The following is a 15,945-nucleotide window of genomic DNA, read 5'->3' as shown; positions in this document are numbered from 1 at the left end:
AATGTGCTGTTTTAGCGATTTTTTATTGTGGTTTGCAATCAGTCAAATCTTTCCACATTTCCCCGCTTGACAGACGGGACTGCAAAGATAGGCATAATTTCGGAATCTGCAAAACAAAAGCCACCGCGTCGGGCGGTGGCTCCTGCACATTCTATATATAGGTCACTTCGGCGGCGACCCGAAAATCGTTGCCGCCGAACCCGGACGGTCTCCGCTATTTCCCGAGCATCTTTTTCACTTCGGCGGCGACTCGAAAATCGTTGCCGCCGAACCCGGACGGTCTCCGCTATTTCCCGAGCATCTTCTTCACTTCGGCGGCAACTCGAAAATCGTTGCCGCCGAACCCGGACGGTCTCCGCTATTTTCCGAGCATCTTTTTCACTTCGGCGGCAACTCGAAAATCGTTGCCGCCGAACCCGGACGGTCTCCGCTATTTCCCGAGCATCTTTTTCACTTCGGCGGCGACGGTTGCCCCGTTGTAGCCGAACTTCTCGTCGAGCACCTTGTAGGGAGCCGACCAGCCGAAATGGTCGAGACCGTGGATCACGCCGTTCTCGCCCACCAGTCCCCGGAGATTGACCGGAAGACCCGAAGTCATGCCGTAGCGCGCAACGCCCGCAGGCAGCACGCTCTCCTGGTACGAACGGGGCTGGTCGCGGAACAGCCCCTCGCTCGGGACGTTCACCACACGGACCGGAATGCCCTCGGCGGCCAGCAGTTCGGCGCCTTCGACCAGCGTTGCGACCTCCGAACCCGTGGCGATCAGCACCGCGGCGGGTTTGGCGGCATCCATCACCACATAACCGCCCTTGGCGACCTGCGCAGCCTCCTCGCGGCGGATGGCGCCCAGCGTCGGCAGGGTCTTGATGTTCTGGCGCGACAGCACGAGCGCCACAGGGCGGTGCTCCTCGACGGCCAGTTTCCACGCCATGACGGTCTCATCGCCGTCGGCCGGACGCAGCACGAGCATCGAACGCTCGTCGTGGTGGTTGCGCAGGTGCTCCATCAGGCGGATCTGCGCCTCGTGCTCCACGGGCTGGTGCGTCGGGCCGTCCTCGCCCACGCGGAACGAGTCGTGCGTCCAGACGTAGACCACATGCAGGCGCATCAGCGCCGAGAGGCGCACGGCGGGCTTCATATAATCGGAGAAGACGAAGAACGTGCCGCAGACGGGGATCACGCCGCCGTGCAGCGCCATGCCGTTCGCAACGCAGGCCATCGTCAGCTCCGAGACGCCCGCCTGGAAGAATTTCCCACTGAAATCGCCCTTCGTGAACGCCTTGGTCTTCTTCAGGTAACCGTCGGTCTTGTCCGAATTCGACAGGTCGGCCGAAGCCACGATCATGTTGTCGATCTTCTCGGCGAAGACGCCCAGCACCGTCGCCGATGCGGCGCGCGTAGCCACGTCGGCCTTCATCTCGATGGACTTGTAGTCGATTTCGGGAAGTTTGCCCGAAAGGAAATCGTCGAGTTTGCGCGCCAGCTCCTTATGCTCCGCGCGCCACGACTTCTCGACGGCGGCCTGCTTCGCGGCCCACTCCTTCAACGCCTCGCGACGTTCGGCGAAGACCTCGCGGCTCTCCGCGAAGACGGCGAACGGATTCTCCGCATCGCCGCCCAGGTTCTTCACCGTAGCGGCGAAATCGGCCCCGGCGGCCGTCAGCGGCTGGCCGTGGGTCGAGACTTTGTTTTCGAAACTCTCTCCGGCGGGGCCTTTGGCGCCCTTGCCCATGACGGTATGGCCGATGATGAGCGTCGGACGCTCGGTCTCGCTCTCGGCGGCGACCAGCGCCTCGCGGATCTCATTGATGTTATGCCCGTCGATCGACAACACGTTCCAGCCCCACGCCTCGTACTTCATGGCCACGTTCTCGGTCATCACCTCGTCGACCTTCGTCGAGAGCTGAATGTTGTTCGAATCGTAGTACATCACGAAGTTCGACAGGCCCAGATGGCCGGCGATGCGGCCCACGCCCTGCGAAATCTCCTCCTCGACGGCGCCGTCCGAAATATAGGCATAGGTCTTGTGCGCCATCCACTCGCCGAAACGGGCGGCCATGAAGCGTTCCGCAATGGCGGCTCCCAGCGCCATGGCGTGGCCCTGTCCCAACGGTCCCGACGTATTCTCCACGCCGCGCATCACGTCCACCTCCGGGTGCCCCGGCGTCACGCTGCCCCACTGGCGCAGCGATTGCAGATCTTCGGTCGAATAGTGCCCGGCCAGCGAGAGCGTCGCATAGAGCATCGGCGACATGTGGCCCGGATCGAGGAAGAAACGGTCGCGGTAGGGATACGCCATATTATCGGGGTCGTAACGCAGGAACTCGGTGAAGAGCACCGTGATGAAATCCGCGCCGCCCATAGCGCCGCCGGGATGCCCCGACTTGGCCTTCTCGACCATCGCGGCCGAAAGGATGCGGATATTATCGGCAACGCGCGTAAGTTTTGAATTCGTTGTAGACATGGAGTTAGTATTTTATGCGTTTTAGCTGTTTATTTCCGACAAAGATAGCCAAAAAGAAATTAGCCGACTTGTTTAAGTTCCAAAATATTTGCCTTTTCTATCTTTTTCTTTGCATAAGGCAAAGTGACGGTGAACTTTCGGGCATCGGTCGAGGGGATGTCGAACATCGTGTCCATCATAATCGCCTCGCAGATCGAGCGCAGGCCGCGCGCGCCGAGCTTGAACTCGACGGCCTTGTCGACGATGTAGTCCAGCGCGTCGTCGTCGAAGGCGAGTTTCACGCCGTCGAGTTCGAACAGACGCTTGTACTGCTTGACGATGGCGTTCTTCGGCTCGGTGAGGATCGAACGCAGGGCCGCGCGCTCCAGCGGCTGCATGTAGGTCAGCACCGGGAGACGTCCCACCAGTTCGGGAATCAGTCCGAACGACTTGAGGTCCTGCGGCGTGACGTACTGCATCAGGTTCGAGCGGTCGATGGGATCTGCGTTCAGCCGCCCGTAACCCATCGCGCGGGTGTTCAGCCGCTGGGCGATCTTCTTCTCGATGCCGTCGAACGCACCGCCGCAGATGAAGAGGATGTTGCGCGTGTCGACCTGGATGAATTTCTGCTCGGGGTGCTTGCGGCCACCCTGGGGAGGCACGTTGACCACCGTTCCTTCGAGGATTTTCAGCAGGGCCTGCTGCACGCCCTCGCCCGAAACGTCGCGCGTGATGGAGGGGTTGTCGCCCTTGCGCGCGATCTTGTCGATCTCGTCGATGAAGACGATGCCGCGCTCGGCCTGCTCGACGTTGTAGTCGGCGACCTGCAACAGCCGCGAGAGAATGCTCTCGACATCCTCGCCCACATATCCCGCCTCGGTCAGAACGGTCGCGTCGACGATCGTGAACGGCACTTTCAGCAGCTTGGCGATCGTGCGGGCCATCAGCGTCTTGCCCGTGCCCGTCGGACCGACCAGCACGATGTTCGACTTGTCGATCTCGACCTCGTCCTCCTTCGGGGCGTACAGCAGCCGCTTGTAGTGGTTGTAGACCGCCACGGACATATACCGCTTGGCGGCATCCTGCCCGATGACATACTGGTCGAGGAACTCCTTGATCTGCGCCGGCTTGAGCAGTTCCTCCATCTTGAGCGGAGCCGCCGCCGGACGCCGTCCCCGTTCGGAGGCGATGTCGTTGTCGACGATGATCTTATAGCCGTTCTCGATACATTTGTTACAGATATTCGCGCCGTCCGAACCCTGGAACATGATCTCCACGTCCGTGCGCTTGGCGCCGCAGAACGAGCAGCAGTCGCCGCCGTTCTTGTTGTTGTTCTTATTCTGTGCCATGCGGTTTACTTGTCTCGTTTGGAAAGCACCTCGTCGATCAGTCCGTAATCCTTCGCCTCGCGGGCCGACAGCCAGTAGTCGCGGTCGGCGTCCTTCTCGATCTTCTTGACCGGGACGCCCGAGTGGACCGAGAGGATTTCGTACAGCTCGCGCTTGGTTTTCAGAATCTCGCGCGCCGTGATCTCGATGTCCGAGGCCTGACCCTGCGCGCCGCCCAGCGGCTGGTGGATCATCACCCGCGAATGCGGGAGCGCCGAACGCTTGCCCTTGGCGCCCGCCGTGAGCAGCACGGCGCCCATCGAGGCGGCAAGCCCCGTGCAGATGGTCGCCACGTCGGAGTTCACCAGCTGCATGGTGTCGTAAATGCCCAGTCCGGCCGAAACCGACCCGCCGGGCGAGTTGATGTAGATCTGAATGTCCTTCTCGGGATCGACCGATTCGAGGAACAGCAGCTGGGCCTGGATGATATTGGCCGCGTCGTCGTAGATCGGCGCGCCGAGGAAGATGATGCGGTCCATCATCAGGCGCGAGAAAACGTCCATCGTGGCGATGTTCAGCTGACGCTCCTCGATGATCGTAGGCGACACGTAGGCCGCGCTTACCGACTGGAAATCGTGCAGTTTCAGCGAACTGATCCCGCAGTGGTTCCGTGCGTATTTTTCAAATTCTGACATAGTCGTATTTATTTACTCTTCATATTCTGCCTTCTGCCGGTCAGGAGCGCACAAGCCGCCGGAAGCATTCCGGATTCCCCATCGCCCCCGAAACCCGCTTCTTAAAGCGGGCGCGAAAACCGCCGCAAGCGATCCGGCCCCCGTCGCTCCCGAAAGCCGCCTCCCAGGCGGGCGGACGGGAGCGCAGAACCGGATGGGAAGCGTGAAAACCCACAGCCGCCCCTAAAAGCGCGTTCTTAAAGCACAAAGGACTTTGCAAACATCACGCCTGCAAAGTCCAAAGATAGATAAAATTCCGCGAAACTTAAAGTTCCTTCGCCAATTTAGCGAAATCGTCCGCAGATACGGCTTTTTCAGTTACCTTGACCTTCGATTTGACATCCTCGACGACCTTCACCTCATAGAGCTTCTCGTAAATCTTCTGGCCCTGATCCTTGTCGGCGAGAATCTTCTCGGCGTAACCCTCCAGCATGTCGTCCGGCGCCGAGGGCATGCCGTACTGTGCGAACTGCGAGGCGGCCAGCGCCTTGGCTTCGGAGAGCGCCTCCTCCTTCGAAACGGAGATGCCGTCGGTCTTGATGAAGTGCTTCTGGAGGTAGTTCCAAGTGAACATCTTCAGGAACTGGTCGAAATCCTTCTCGATGTCCTCCATCGAGAACTTGCCCTCGTTGATCGTGTAGAGCCAGCGCTTGAGGAACGCCGCGGGCATCTTCAGGTCGGCCTTCTTCACGAGATAGTCGCGCACCTGCAACGTGAAGAGGTAGTCGCTCTCTCGGCGCAGCTCGGCCTCGATCTGCGCGTCGATGAACTTGTCCAGCCCGGCTTCGTCCGTGACGCCGCCCTGCGGGAAAGCCATCTTGAAGAACTCCTCGTTCAGCTCCGGCTCGGCGAACTTGCGGATTTTGGTGATCTCCAGTTCGAATTCGGGGTTGACGCCCTCCAGTTCGTTCTCCTTGACCTGCAGGCAGGCGGCGCGCTGGGCGGGATTTTTATAGAGTTCGTTGATATTCACCTTCATCTTGTCGCCGACCTTCTTGCCGATGAAAGGCTTGCGATCGGCCTCATCCATCGAGATCAGACCCACGTAAGCGTCCGCAACGTTCATCTCGCCGTTGTCAAGCGTCACCGACAGCGCCTCGTCCGAAGTCACCTTCTCGGCGTCCACCAGGCGGCCGAAGCGGCGCAGGTAGTTCGAACGGTAGTCGTCGTGCATCTTCTTGTCGACCTTGATCTTGTTGTAGGTCAGCTTATCCTTGTCGGAAAGCTCCAGCTTGATCTCGGGAGCCTCGCCGATCTCGAACACGAATTCGAACTCGGTGGCGTTGTCGAAATCGAAGTCGCCCTGCTCCTCCGCGGGAATCACGTCGCCCAGATAGTCGATGCCCTCCTTCTGGAGATATTCGAAAACGGCGTTCGAAGCCTGACGGTAGGACTGCTCGGCCAGGACGCCCTTGCCGTACATCTTCTTGACGATGCCCATGGGGACCATGCCCGGACGGAATCCGGGGATGTTGGCCTTGCGCTTGTACTCGCGCAGGGACTTTTCGACCTCCTGCCCGTAATCCGCCTCGCCGACAGTCACGCGGATCAGCGAGTTATTCTCGCCGCGTTGTTCTCTTACAATGTTCATAATGAATGAATTATATTTGTTATTCTTCGTATTTCCGTTCAGAATCGGGAGGCAAAGATACGAAATTATTCCATTTCCGGCAAGACATTACCCGTAATAATACGGTCAAATTATGATATACGGTTTGTTTTTCGTACCTTTGGGGCCGCAACGCCCCCGCTTGCCGGGGAAGGTTCTACCGAGCCGTGCGCAATTCCGTTTTGATCCCATCCGGCTTTTCCGCAGCCTTTGGAGTCGCAACGCCCCTTTTGCCAGCCGAAAGGTTTTACCGAACCGCACGCAATTCCGTTTTGATCCCATCCGACTTTTTCGTATCTTTGTGAGCTATTTTGTTCCGAAACAATGAAAACGACCCCGATATTCCTGTTTTCCATCCTGCTGCTGGGCGCATGCGGCGGTCCGGCGGCGCGCGCCAAACGCCCCGGCGCAAAGGCGCAGGCCGCGGCGGCCGTGCAGGCCGAGCCGAAAACGTACACCTACCGCATCGCGGCGACCTACCCCCACTCGACCGACGCCTACACCCAAGGGCTGCAATACGTCGACGGGACGATGTGGGAAGGTACGGGCCAGCACGGCGAATCGGTCGTTCGGAAGACCGACCTCGCGACGGGGAAAACCGAGGTCATGGTGCGCCTGCCCCGTTCGGAGTTCGGCGAAGGAATCACCCTGCTCGGCGGGAAGCTCTACCAGCTGACCTGGCAGTCCAACACCGCGCACGTATATTCGCTGGAGAACGGGAAACTGCAAAAGATCCGCGACTTCCGCTATCCGGGCGAAGGCTGGGGCCTCACGACCGACGGCGAGAAGCTCTACATGTCGGACGGCACGGCCACGATCCACACGGTCGATCCCGCGACGTTCCGCCGCGAAAAGCGCGTGACGGTGACCTACAAGGGCGCGCCGGTCGAATACCTCAACGAACTGGAGTGGATCGGCGGCAAAATATGGGCCAACGTCTACACCACCGACCAGATCGTCGTCATCGACCCCGCGACGGGCGTCGTCGAGGGCGTCGTCGACCTCGCGGGGCTGCTGCCCGAAACGGAAATAACCGCGACGACCGACGTGCTGAACGGCATCGCCTATGACGCCGAGGGGGACCGCATCTTCGTGACGGGCAAAAACTGGCCGAAACTCTACGAAATAGAAATTACCGAAAAATAAATGACGACAACGCTATACGACCAACTGGAGCGCCGCATCCTGCTGCTCGACGGAGGCTTCGGCACGATGGTGCAGGGCTACGGACTGCAAGAGGAGGACTACCGCGGCCGGCGGTTCGCCGGCTGGCCGGTGCAGCTCAAGGGCTGCAACGACCTGCTCGCGCTGACCCGCCCGGACGTGGTGCGCGAGATTCACGAAAAATACCTGCGGGCGGGAGCCGACATCATCGAAACCGACTCGTTCAACGCCAACGCCGTGTCGCTGGCCGACTACCGGCTCGAAGAGTGCGCTTACGAGATTTCGAAGGTCGCAGCCGGAATCGCACGCAGCGCGGCCGACGAGTTCACGGCCCGCAACCCGCAGAAGCCGCGTTTCGTGGCGGGATCGGTGGGTCCCACGAACCGCACGGCCTCGATGTCGGCCGACGTACAGAATCCCGCGGCCCGCGAGGTGACCTTCGCACAACTGGTCGAAGCATATACGGATCAGGTGCGGGGACTGGTGGACGGCGGGGCGGACATCCTGCTGGTGGAGACCGTTTTCGACACGCTCAACGCCAAGGCGGCCCTCTGGGCCATCGACACGCTCTGCGAGCGGCTGGGCCGCGCGATCCCCGTAATGGTCTCCGGAACGCTCGCCGACGCCAGCGGCCGCACCCTCTCGGGGCAGACCGTCGAGGCCTTCGCCGTCTCGGTGTCGCATGCGAACCTGCTGTCGGTCGGGCTGAATTGCGCCTACGGGGCCAAGCAGCTGCTGCCCTACCTCGAACGGCTGGCGGCAGTGGCCGGAACGCGCATCTCGGCGCACCCGAACGCAGGGCTTCCCAACGTGATGGGCGGTTACGACGAGACGCCCGAAATGTTCGCCGGGGATGTCGGCGAGTATATGCGTCGCGGACTGGTGAACATCGTGGGCGGCTGCTGCGGCACGACGCCCGCCCACATATTCGAATTGTCGAAAATATCCGGAGACTACGCCCCGCGGCCCGTTCCCGCGCCGAAGCATATCACGACCTTGAGCGGTCTGGAGCCGCTGCGAATCGTCCCCGAAGCCAACTTCATCAACGTCGGCGAACGCACGAACGTCGCCGGATCGGCCCGTTTCGCAAGGCTGATCCGCGAAGCCAACTACGAAGAGGCGCTCTCGGTGGCCCGCGCACAGGTCGACGCCGGGGCGCAGATCGTCGACGTCTGCATGGACGACGGGCTGATCGACGGTCCGGCGGCGATGCGCACGTTCCTCAACCTGATGGCCTCGGAGCCGGAGATCGCCCGCGTGCCGGTGATGATCGACTCGTCGAAATGGGAGGTACTTCAAGCGGGACTTGAAGTGACGCAGGGTAAGTCGGTGGTCAACTCCATCTCGCTCAAGGAGGGCGAAGCGGAATTCCTGCGCCGGGCCGCGGAGATCCACCGCTTCGGCGCTTCGGCCGTAGTGATGCTCTTCGACGAGCGGGGCCAGGCCGACACCTTCGAACGTAAAGCAGAGGTTGCGGAGAGAGCCTACAAGCTATTGACGGACAACGGATTTCCACCCGAAGACATCATTTTCGACCCCAACGTGCTGGCCGTCGCAACGGGCATTGCGGAGCACGACGGCTACGCCAAGGCGTTCATCGACGCGACGCGCTGGATCAAGGAGCACCTTCCCCATGCGAAGGTCTCGGGCGGCGTGTCGAACCTTTCGTTCGCCTTCCGCGGCAACAACACGGTGCGCGAGGCGATGCACTCGGCGTTCCTCTACCACGCCATCCGGGCCGGAATGGACATGGGGATCGTCAACCCGCAGATGCTCAAAGTGTACAGCCAGATCGAACCCGAACTGCTCTGCCGCGTCGAGGACGTGATCCTCTGCCGCCGGGCCGACGCCGCGGAGCGGCTCGCGGAGTATGCCCACGGGGTGCAGCAGACGGCCCAGGCGCAGCCGCAGGCCCCCGACGCATGGCGTGCGGGGACGCTCGGAGAGCGTATCGCCCATGCGATGCTCAAGGGCGTGGCTGACTACGTGGAGCAGGATGCGCTGGAGGGTTACGAGGCGCTGGGAAGCCCGATGGCCGTGATCGACACGCTGCTGATGCCTGCCATGGAGCAGGTCGGCACGCTGTTCGGCGAGGGCAAGATGTTCCTGCCGCAAGTGGTGAAGACCGCCCGCGTGATGAAACGCGCGGTGGCGGCGCTGACGCCCTATATCGAACAGGGGTCGGCCGCGAATGCGCATAATTCGGGGAAAGTGCTGATCGCCACCGTGAAAGGCGACGTGCACGACATCGGCAAGAACATCGTGGCGGTCGTGATGGCCTGCAACGGTTACGAAATCCGGGACCTGGGCGTGATGGTCGAGCCGGAACGCATCGTCGAGGAGGCGGTGGCGTGGGGCGCGCAGTGCATCTGCCTGAGCGGGCTGATCACCCCGTCGCTCGACGAAATGGCCCGCGTCTGCGAGGAGCTGGAACGGCGAGGGCTGCGCATTCCGGTCATCATCGGCGGCGCGACGACCTCGGACCTCCACACGGCGGTGAAGATCGCCCCGGTTTATTCGGGCGTGGCGGTCCACTCCGCGAACGCCAGCCGCAACAGCCAGATACTGGCGCAGCTGCTCGGCCCCGACGGCGACCTTTACGCCGACAAGGTGAAAGTCGACCAGCAGGTCCTGCGCGAGGAGTACGCCCGCCGGCTGCGGGAGCGCGACCTCATTCCGATCGCCGAAGCGCGCGCGGCGCGGCGCGGCGCGGCGCAGCACGAACCCGTCGTGCCGCTCCACACGGGGCGCATGGTCTTCCCCGACTTCGACGTGGCCGACGCCGAACCGTACATCGACTGGAGTTTCTTCTTCGCGGCGTGGGGACTCAAGGGGCGTTACCCCGAGATTCTCGACCATCCCGAAAAGGGCGCCGAGGCGCGCAAGGTCTTCGCCGACGCCCAGGCCCTGCTGGCCCGCATCCGCGACGAGCGGCTGCTGACGCTGCAAGGGGTAGCGGGCATCTTCCCGGCACGCTCCGAGGGCGACGACATTCTGGTGACGGACGCGAAAGGGCGCGAAAAACGCCTCCCGATGCTGCGCAACCAGACGCGCGGCGAGGAGAACCTGTCGCTGGCGGACTTCATCGCACCGGACGGCGACTGGATCGGCTGTTTCGCCCTGACGGCCGGCATCGGGCTGAAGGAGCTGGCGGAAAAGTTCCGCGCCGGGGGCGACGACTATTCGGCCATCATGGCCAAACTGCTGGCCGACCGCCTCACGGAAGCCTTCGCCGAGGCCGTGCACGCCTTCATGCGGCGCGAGATGTGGGGCTACGAAACGGGCACGCCGCCCACCCCCGAGCAGGCAGTCCGCGGCCAGTACCGCGGCCGCCGCATGGCCTTCGGCTACCCGGCCTCGCCCGACCATTCGCTCAAACGCGAGGTCTTCGACCTGCTCGCGGTCGAGGTGACGACCGGAATGCAGCTGACCGAAAACTGGATGATCGACCCCGGGGAGGCGCTGTGCGGACTGATGTTCTCCGACGCCGACTACTTTTCGGTCGGGACCATCGGCGCCGAACAGCTGCTCGACTACGCACGCCGCCGCGGAATGGAGGCCGAAACCGTAAAAAAGATTATACCGAACAACGTATGAACGTCGTAGAGATCATCAACGAAGCGATCGCCTCCGGGCGCACCCGCTTCGCGTTCGAACTGCTCCCGCCGCTCAAGGGCGACGGCATGCAGAAGATATTCGCCGCCGTGGAGCCGCTGATGGCCCTCGACCCGGCTTACGTCAACATCACCTTCCACCGCGAGGGAATCAAGGAGACCGAGCGCGAGGACGGCAGCGTCGAATGGCACGTCGTGCGCCGCCGCCCCGGGACGGTGGGCATCTCGGCGGCCATCCAGAACCGCTACGGCGTGGAGGTGGTCCCGCACCTGATCTGCGGCGGACTGTCGAAATACGACATCGAGGACACGCTGATCGACATGGACTTCCTGGGCCTGCACAACGTGCTGGCGCTGCGCGGAGACAAGTCGCAGAACGAAAAGCGTTTCATGCCCCATCCGCAGGGCCACGCCCACGCCGTGGACCTCGTGCGGCAGATCGCCGACATGAACCGCGGAAAATTCATCGACGGCGAGGTCGAGGAGTGCCACCACTCGAAATTCTCGATCGGCGTGGCGGGCTATCCCGAGGTGCACGCCGAGGCGCGCGACATCACCTCGGACATCGCCCGCCTGCGCGACAAGGTCGACGCCGGGGCGGAATATGTCATCACGCAGATGTTCTTCGACAATGCCAAATACTTCGACTTCGTGCGCCGCTGCCGCGAAGCGGGGATCACCGTGCCGATCATCCCCGGCATCAAGCCCCTCTCGACGCTGCGCCACCTGGAAATACTGCCCGAAACGTTCGGCGTGAAGCTGCCCGAGGAACTCGTGCGCGAAGTCAAGGCGCATCCCGACGGCGTGCGCGAAGTGGGAACCGAGTGGGCCATCGCCCAAAGCCGCGAACTGATGGCCGCAGGCGTGCCCGTGCTGCACTACTACACGATGAGCCGCACGACGAACATACAGAAAATCGTCAAGGCGGTTTTCTGACCCAAACCGATAAAACAGAGAATCAATGGAACCTGTCGAATTCCGCCGCCGCCTGCATGCGCACCCCGAACTGTCGTTCAAGGAACACGACACGGCGGCGTTCATCGAACAGCAGCTCGACGAACTGGGCATCGAACACCGCCGGATCGCATCGACGGGCGTCGTGGCCCGCATCAAGGGCCGCAAGACCCCCGAAGGCGACCGGCGCGCCGCGGTGCTGCGCGCCGACATCGACGCCCTGCCCGTCACGGAGCGGAACGACTGCGAGTGGAGATCGCAGAACGAGGGCGTGATGCACGCCTGCGGCCACGACATGCACGCCGCGGTGCTGTTCGGCGTGCTGAAAACCTTCGCCGAGGCGCCCGATTTCCGGGGCACGCTCTTCGGGCTGTTCCAGCCGGGCGAGGAGTGCAACCCGGGCGGAGCCTCGCTGGTGCTGGCCGAAAAGCCGTTCGAGGGCTACGACGTGCGGGCCGTCGTCGGCGAACACGTCGAACCGCAGCTGGAGGTCGGGACCCTCGGATTCCGGGCCGGAAAGTACATGGCGGCAAGCGACGAACTGCGCTTCCGCGTCCGCGGCACGGGCGGGCACGGCGCCATGCGCAAGCAGCTCAAGGACCCCGTGGCGGCCGGCGCCGAACTGCTGACGCGCCTCATCGCGCTCAACGATGAGGAGTGCGTGCTCTCGATCGGCCGCGTGGAGGCCGGGGGCGCGACGAACATCGTGCCCGACGAGATCTACATGGAGGGAACGCTGCGCACGTTCGACGAACGCGAGCGCGGCATCATCCACCGCCGCATCGAGATCATCGCCGCGGACATCGACGCCCGGCACGGCGTGAAGACCGAAGTGACGATCGGCCGCGGCTATCCGTGCGTCGTCAACGACGAGATCCTCGTGAAGCAGGCCACGGCCCTGGCCAAAGCCGAGAAGCTGAAGGTCGAGATGCTGCCCCTGCGCACCACGGCCGAGGATTTCGGGTTCTACTGCAAGCAATACCCGTCGCTGTTCTACCGGCTGGGCGTGGGCGCCGCGGCCGGACGCCCGCACACGGCGACATTCTTCCCCGACGAAGCGGCTATCGGCGTGGGCATCGCCTACATGCGGAAACTGGCCCTGCAACTCCTGGAAAAATAACGCCCGGTTCCGCAAAACGCACACAGGCCGGCCGCGACAGCGGCAAAACGGGCACAACGGAAATCCGACGGAGGACCGAAGCCCTGCAAATTTTTAAGAAATGATGAAAAAACAGAAACAACGCTCCGAAAACGGAGCACGGAAGACGGACCGCACCTCGATCATATTGAGCATGTTCCGGGAATTCCCCAACAATAAGTTCTCGCTGAAGCACCTGGCTTCGGCTTCCGGAGGCGCCACGAAAGAGGGCCGCCGCGAAACGTTAGAAATCCTCGGACGCCTCTTCGAAGAGGGAGTCGTCGAGGAGTGCGCACGCGAAAAATACCGTCTGATGCAGACCCACCTGCCCCACTACGAGGGCGTGGCCGACATGGCCCCCTCGGGTTCGGTCTATGTGAAGGTCGAAGGGCAGGAGAGCGACATCTTCGTCAACCAGCGCAATGCCGCGAACGCCCTGAACGGCGACCGCGTCGAGGTCGTGGTGATGCACCGCGGCCGCAACGGACAGCTGGAGGGCGAGATCACGCGGATCATCGAACGCAACCGCAAGCCCTACGTGGGCGTGGCCGAAGTCGGGGCACACCAGATTTTCGTACGGGCCGACTCGCGCCGCATGCCGATGGACATTTATCTCTCGAAGCGCACCTATCCCGACGTGCGCGACGGCGAGAAGGTCGTGGTGCGCATCGCCGACTGGCTCCCGGGCAGCAAAAGCCCCGTGGGCGAACTGGTCGAGCGGCTGGGCATGGCGGGCAACAACGACACGGAGATGCACTCGATCCTGGCGGAATACGAGCTTCCCTACCGCTTCGAACCCGAAATCGAGGAGGCCGCCCAGGCCATCGACGCCCGCGTCACGGCCAAAGAGATCGCCCAGCGGCGCGACTTCCGGGGTGTCACGACCTTCACGGTCGACCCTGCGGACGCCAAGGACTTCGACGACGCGCTGTCGGTGCGCAAAATAAAGGACGGCGTCTGGGAAGTGGGCGTGCACATCGCCGACGTGACCCATTACGTGCGGCCCCACTCGGTGATCGACGACGAGGCCGTGGAGCGCGGCACGTCGGTCTATCTGGTGGACCGCACCGTGCCGATGCTTCCTGAACGGCTTTCGAACGAGCTGTGTTCGCTGCGCCCCCACGAGACGAGCCTCTGCTTCTCGGCGGTGTTCACGCTCAACGAAAACCTCGACATCCTCGAAGAGTGGTTCGGACGCACGGTGATCCACTCCGACCGCCGTTTCACCTACGCCGAGGCGCAGGAGATCATCGAAACGGGACGCGGCGACTACGCCGAGGAGGTGCTGACGCTCAACCGGCTGGCGCAGGCGCTGCGCAAGGAGCGCTTCAGGAACGGCGCGATCTCGTTCGACCGCGAAGAGGTGAAATTCCGCCTCGACGAGAACGGCAAACCGTTAGGCGTTTACTTCAAGGAGCAGAAGGAGTCGAACCAGATGATCGAGGAGTTCATGCTGCTGGCCAACCGCCGCGTGGCGGAGTTCTGCGGCAAACGCAGGACCGAGAGCGGCCGCTCGGCGGAGCGCACGATGGTCTACCGCGTGCACGACACCCCGAGCGAGGAGAAACTCGACCGCTTCCGGCAGTTCATCCTCCGCTTCGGGCACATCTTCAAGGCTACGAAGGGCCGCGCCGTGGCCAAGGAACTGAACAAGCTCTTCAAACAGATAAAGGGAACCACGGAGGAAAACGCCGTGGCGACGATGGCCGTGCGCTCGATGGCCAAAGCCTATTACACGACCGACAACATCGGACACTACGGTCTGGCGTTCCCCTACTACACGCACTTCACGTCGCCGATCCGCCGCTACCCCGACATGATGGTCCACCGCCTGCTGGCGCGTTACCTCGCGGGCGGCAAGCCGGCCGACAAAACGGAACTGGAAGACCTCTGCGCACGCGCTTCGGACCGCGAGGTCGTGGCCGCCGAGGCGGAACGCGCGTCGATCAAATACAAGATGGTCGAATTTATGAAAGAGCACATCGGCGAGGAGTTCGAGGGACACATCTCGGGGCTTACCGAATGGGGCGTCTACGTCGAGCTGGACGAAACCCACATCGAGGGCATGTCGTTCCTGCGCGACATCGAGGGCGACTTCTTCACCTTCGACGAGCAGCTTTACGAAATCATCGGCCGCTCGACGGGCATCCGCATGACGCTGGGCAGCCCGGTACGCATCCGCGTGAAGCGCGCCGACCTGCAGAAACGCCAGTTAGACTTCGAATTGCTGCTGCCCGGGGCCGCGGCGCGCCGTACGGAAGAGCCCCGCGGCAAAGGCCCGAAGGTGCGCACCTCGTCGCGCCGCAAAGGACGGTAGTCACGGAACGAGCGCCGGTTCGGCCGTAATACCCATATCCCCCGAAGGAACGGTTGTCGTGGTGTCCCACGACAACCGTTCCTTCGTATTCGGAGAGCGCCCCGACCGCAGGACGGCAACGAAAAAGGGAGGCCCCGCAGGGTCTCCCTTTCCGGTGACGGGCGTTCCGCCCCGTCAGAAGAGATTCACGCCGTCGAGCGTTGCGATCAGGTAGGTGGCGGCCACCGTCAGGATGGCGTACAGCTCGGGGAAAGCCGCGAGGATCAGCGTCTTACCCATCACGTCGTGACCGTTGCCGATAGCGGCGATACCGTTGGCGCAGACCTTTGCCTGATAGATCGAAGCGGCGATGTTCACCAGACCGACCAGCAGACCGGCGCCGAAGATAGCCGCGCCCTGCACCATCGTCGGGTCCGTCAGACCCTTCTGCACCAGGAAGAAGCAGACGAAACCGTAGAGACCCTGCGAACCGGGAAGCGCCGAAAGAATCATGTAGCTGCCGAAAGCGCCGCCGTTCTTCTTCATGGCCCCTACTGCGGCCTGACCCGTAATTGCGGTACCGATCGACGAAGCGACACCTGCCAGACCCACCATCAGCGCTACGCCGACGTAAGCCAATACCAATGCTGTTGTTTCCATAATGT

The 15,945-nt window shown here is 62.5% G+C and carries 10 protein-coding genes; 5 read left to right on the top strand and 5 right to left on the bottom strand.

What is annotated here, in order from left to right; genetic code table 11:
• Window positions 1–430: 430 nt before the first annotated feature.
• The 4 genes from NQ492_RS10850 to NQ492_RS10835 all read right to left on the bottom strand — a co-directional run bounded on the left by NQ492_RS10850 (window position 431) and on the right by NQ492_RS10835 (window position 6,096).
• Window positions 431–2,464 carry a transketolase family protein gene (locus tag NQ492_RS10850; RefSeq protein ID WP_044054516.1) on the bottom strand — a complete coding sequence of 678 codons (2,034 nt, stop codon included), beginning with the start codon at window positions 2,462–2,464 and terminating at the stop codon, window positions 431–433.
• Window positions 2,465–2,523: 59 nt separating this feature from the next.
• Complete coding sequence (gene clpX, locus NQ492_RS10845; RefSeq protein ID WP_015547555.1) at window positions 2,524–3,792, bottom strand: ATP-dependent Clp protease ATP-binding subunit ClpX; 1,269 nt, start codon at window positions 3,790–3,792, stop codon at window positions 2,524–2,526.
• 5 nt (window positions 3,793–3,797) lie between these two features.
• Entirely contained in the window at window positions 3,798–4,466 is a 669-nt protein-coding gene (clpP, locus tag NQ492_RS10840) for an ATP-dependent Clp endopeptidase proteolytic subunit ClpP (RefSeq protein WP_015547554.1), read from the bottom strand.
• Between the two features lie 304 nt (window positions 4,467–4,770).
• Entirely contained in the window at window positions 4,771–6,096 is a 1,326-nt protein-coding gene (locus NQ492_RS10835; RefSeq protein ID WP_015547553.1) for a trigger factor, read from the bottom strand.
• 342 nt (window positions 6,097–6,438) lie between these two features.
• Here NQ492_RS10835 and NQ492_RS10830 point away from each other — a divergent pair, with 342 nt between their 5' ends.
• The 5 genes from NQ492_RS10830 (at window position 6,439) to rnr (ending at window position 15,301) form a co-directional block, all read left to right on the top strand.
• Window positions 6,439–7,260 (top strand): glutaminyl-peptide cyclotransferase, encoded by an 822-nt coding sequence (locus NQ492_RS10830; protein WP_259872909.1) that lies wholly within the window; start codon window positions 6,439–6,441, stop codon window positions 7,258–7,260.
• Window positions 7,261–10,875 (top strand): methionine synthase, encoded by a 3,615-nt coding sequence (gene metH, locus NQ492_RS10825; RefSeq protein WP_015547552.1) that lies wholly within the window; start codon window positions 7,261–7,263, stop codon window positions 10,873–10,875.
• Window positions 10,872–11,828 (top strand): methylenetetrahydrofolate reductase, encoded by a 957-nt coding sequence (locus NQ492_RS10820; protein WP_015547551.1) that lies wholly within the window; start codon window positions 10,872–10,874, stop codon window positions 11,826–11,828. Before metH ends, NQ492_RS10820 begins: the two co-directional genes overlap by 4 nt.
• 25 nt (window positions 11,829–11,853) lie before the next feature.
• A complete protein-coding gene (locus NQ492_RS10815; protein ID WP_015547550.1) occupies window positions 11,854–12,966 on the top strand; it encodes a M20 family metallopeptidase in 1,113 nt (370 codons plus the stop codon).
• 103 nt (window positions 12,967–13,069) lie between these two features.
• Window positions 13,070–15,301, top strand: coding sequence for a ribonuclease R (gene rnr, locus NQ492_RS10810; protein WP_022062480.1), 2,232 nt, complete (start codon window positions 13,070–13,072; stop codon window positions 15,299–15,301).
• 174 nt (window positions 15,302–15,475) lie between these two features.
• Here the strand turns inward: rnr and NQ492_RS10805 are convergent, their stop codons facing one another.
• On the bottom strand, window positions 15,476–15,940 hold the full coding sequence (locus tag NQ492_RS10805; RefSeq protein ID WP_022062481.1) for an ATP synthase subunit C: 465 nt from the start codon (window positions 15,938–15,940) through the stop codon (window positions 15,476–15,478).
• Window positions 15,941–15,945 lie beyond the last annotated feature (5 nt).

It is taken from the genome of Alistipes shahii WAL 8301 (assembly GCF_025145845.1).
GTDB lineage: Bacteria > Bacteroidota > Bacteroidia > Bacteroidales > Rikenellaceae > Alistipes > Alistipes shahii.
Note: the sequence above shows the minus strand (reverse complement) of the source record. Positions and strands in the feature narration are given on the sequence as shown.

Bases quoted from the DNA above. Each gene is read 5' to 3' on its own strand.
- NQ492_RS10830 (WP_259872909.1), top strand. From the start codon at position 6,439: ATGAAAACGACCCCGATATTCCTGTTTTCCATCCTGCTGCTGGGCGCA.
- metH (WP_015547552.1), top strand. From the start codon at position 7,261: ATGACGACAACGCTATACGACCAACTGGAGCGCCGCATCCTGCTGCTC.
- NQ492_RS10805 (WP_022062481.1), bottom strand. From the start codon at position 15,940: ATGGAAACAACAGCATTGGTATTGGCTTACGTCGGCGTAGCGCTGATG.
- NQ492_RS10815 (WP_015547550.1), top strand. From the start codon at position 11,854: ATGGAACCTGTCGAATTCCGCCGCCGCCTGCATGCGCACCCCGAACTG.
- clpP (WP_015547554.1), bottom strand. From the start codon at position 4,466: ATGTCAGAATTTGAAAAATACGCACGGAACCACTGCGGGATCAGTTCG.
- rnr (WP_022062480.1), top strand. From the start codon at position 13,070: ATGAAAAAACAGAAACAACGCTCCGAAAACGGAGCACGGAAGACGGAC.
- NQ492_RS10850 (WP_044054516.1), bottom strand. From the start codon at position 2,464: ATGTCTACAACGAATTCAAAACTTACGCGCGTTGCCGATAATATCCGC.
- NQ492_RS10820 (WP_015547551.1), top strand. From the start codon at position 10,872: ATGAACGTCGTAGAGATCATCAACGAAGCGATCGCCTCCGGGCGCACC.
- NQ492_RS10835 (WP_015547553.1), bottom strand. From the start codon at position 6,096: ATGAACATTGTAAGAGAACAACGCGGCGAGAATAACTCGCTGATCCGC.
- clpX (WP_015547555.1), bottom strand. From the start codon at position 3,792: ATGGCACAGAATAAGAACAACAACAAGAACGGCGGCGACTGCTGCTCG.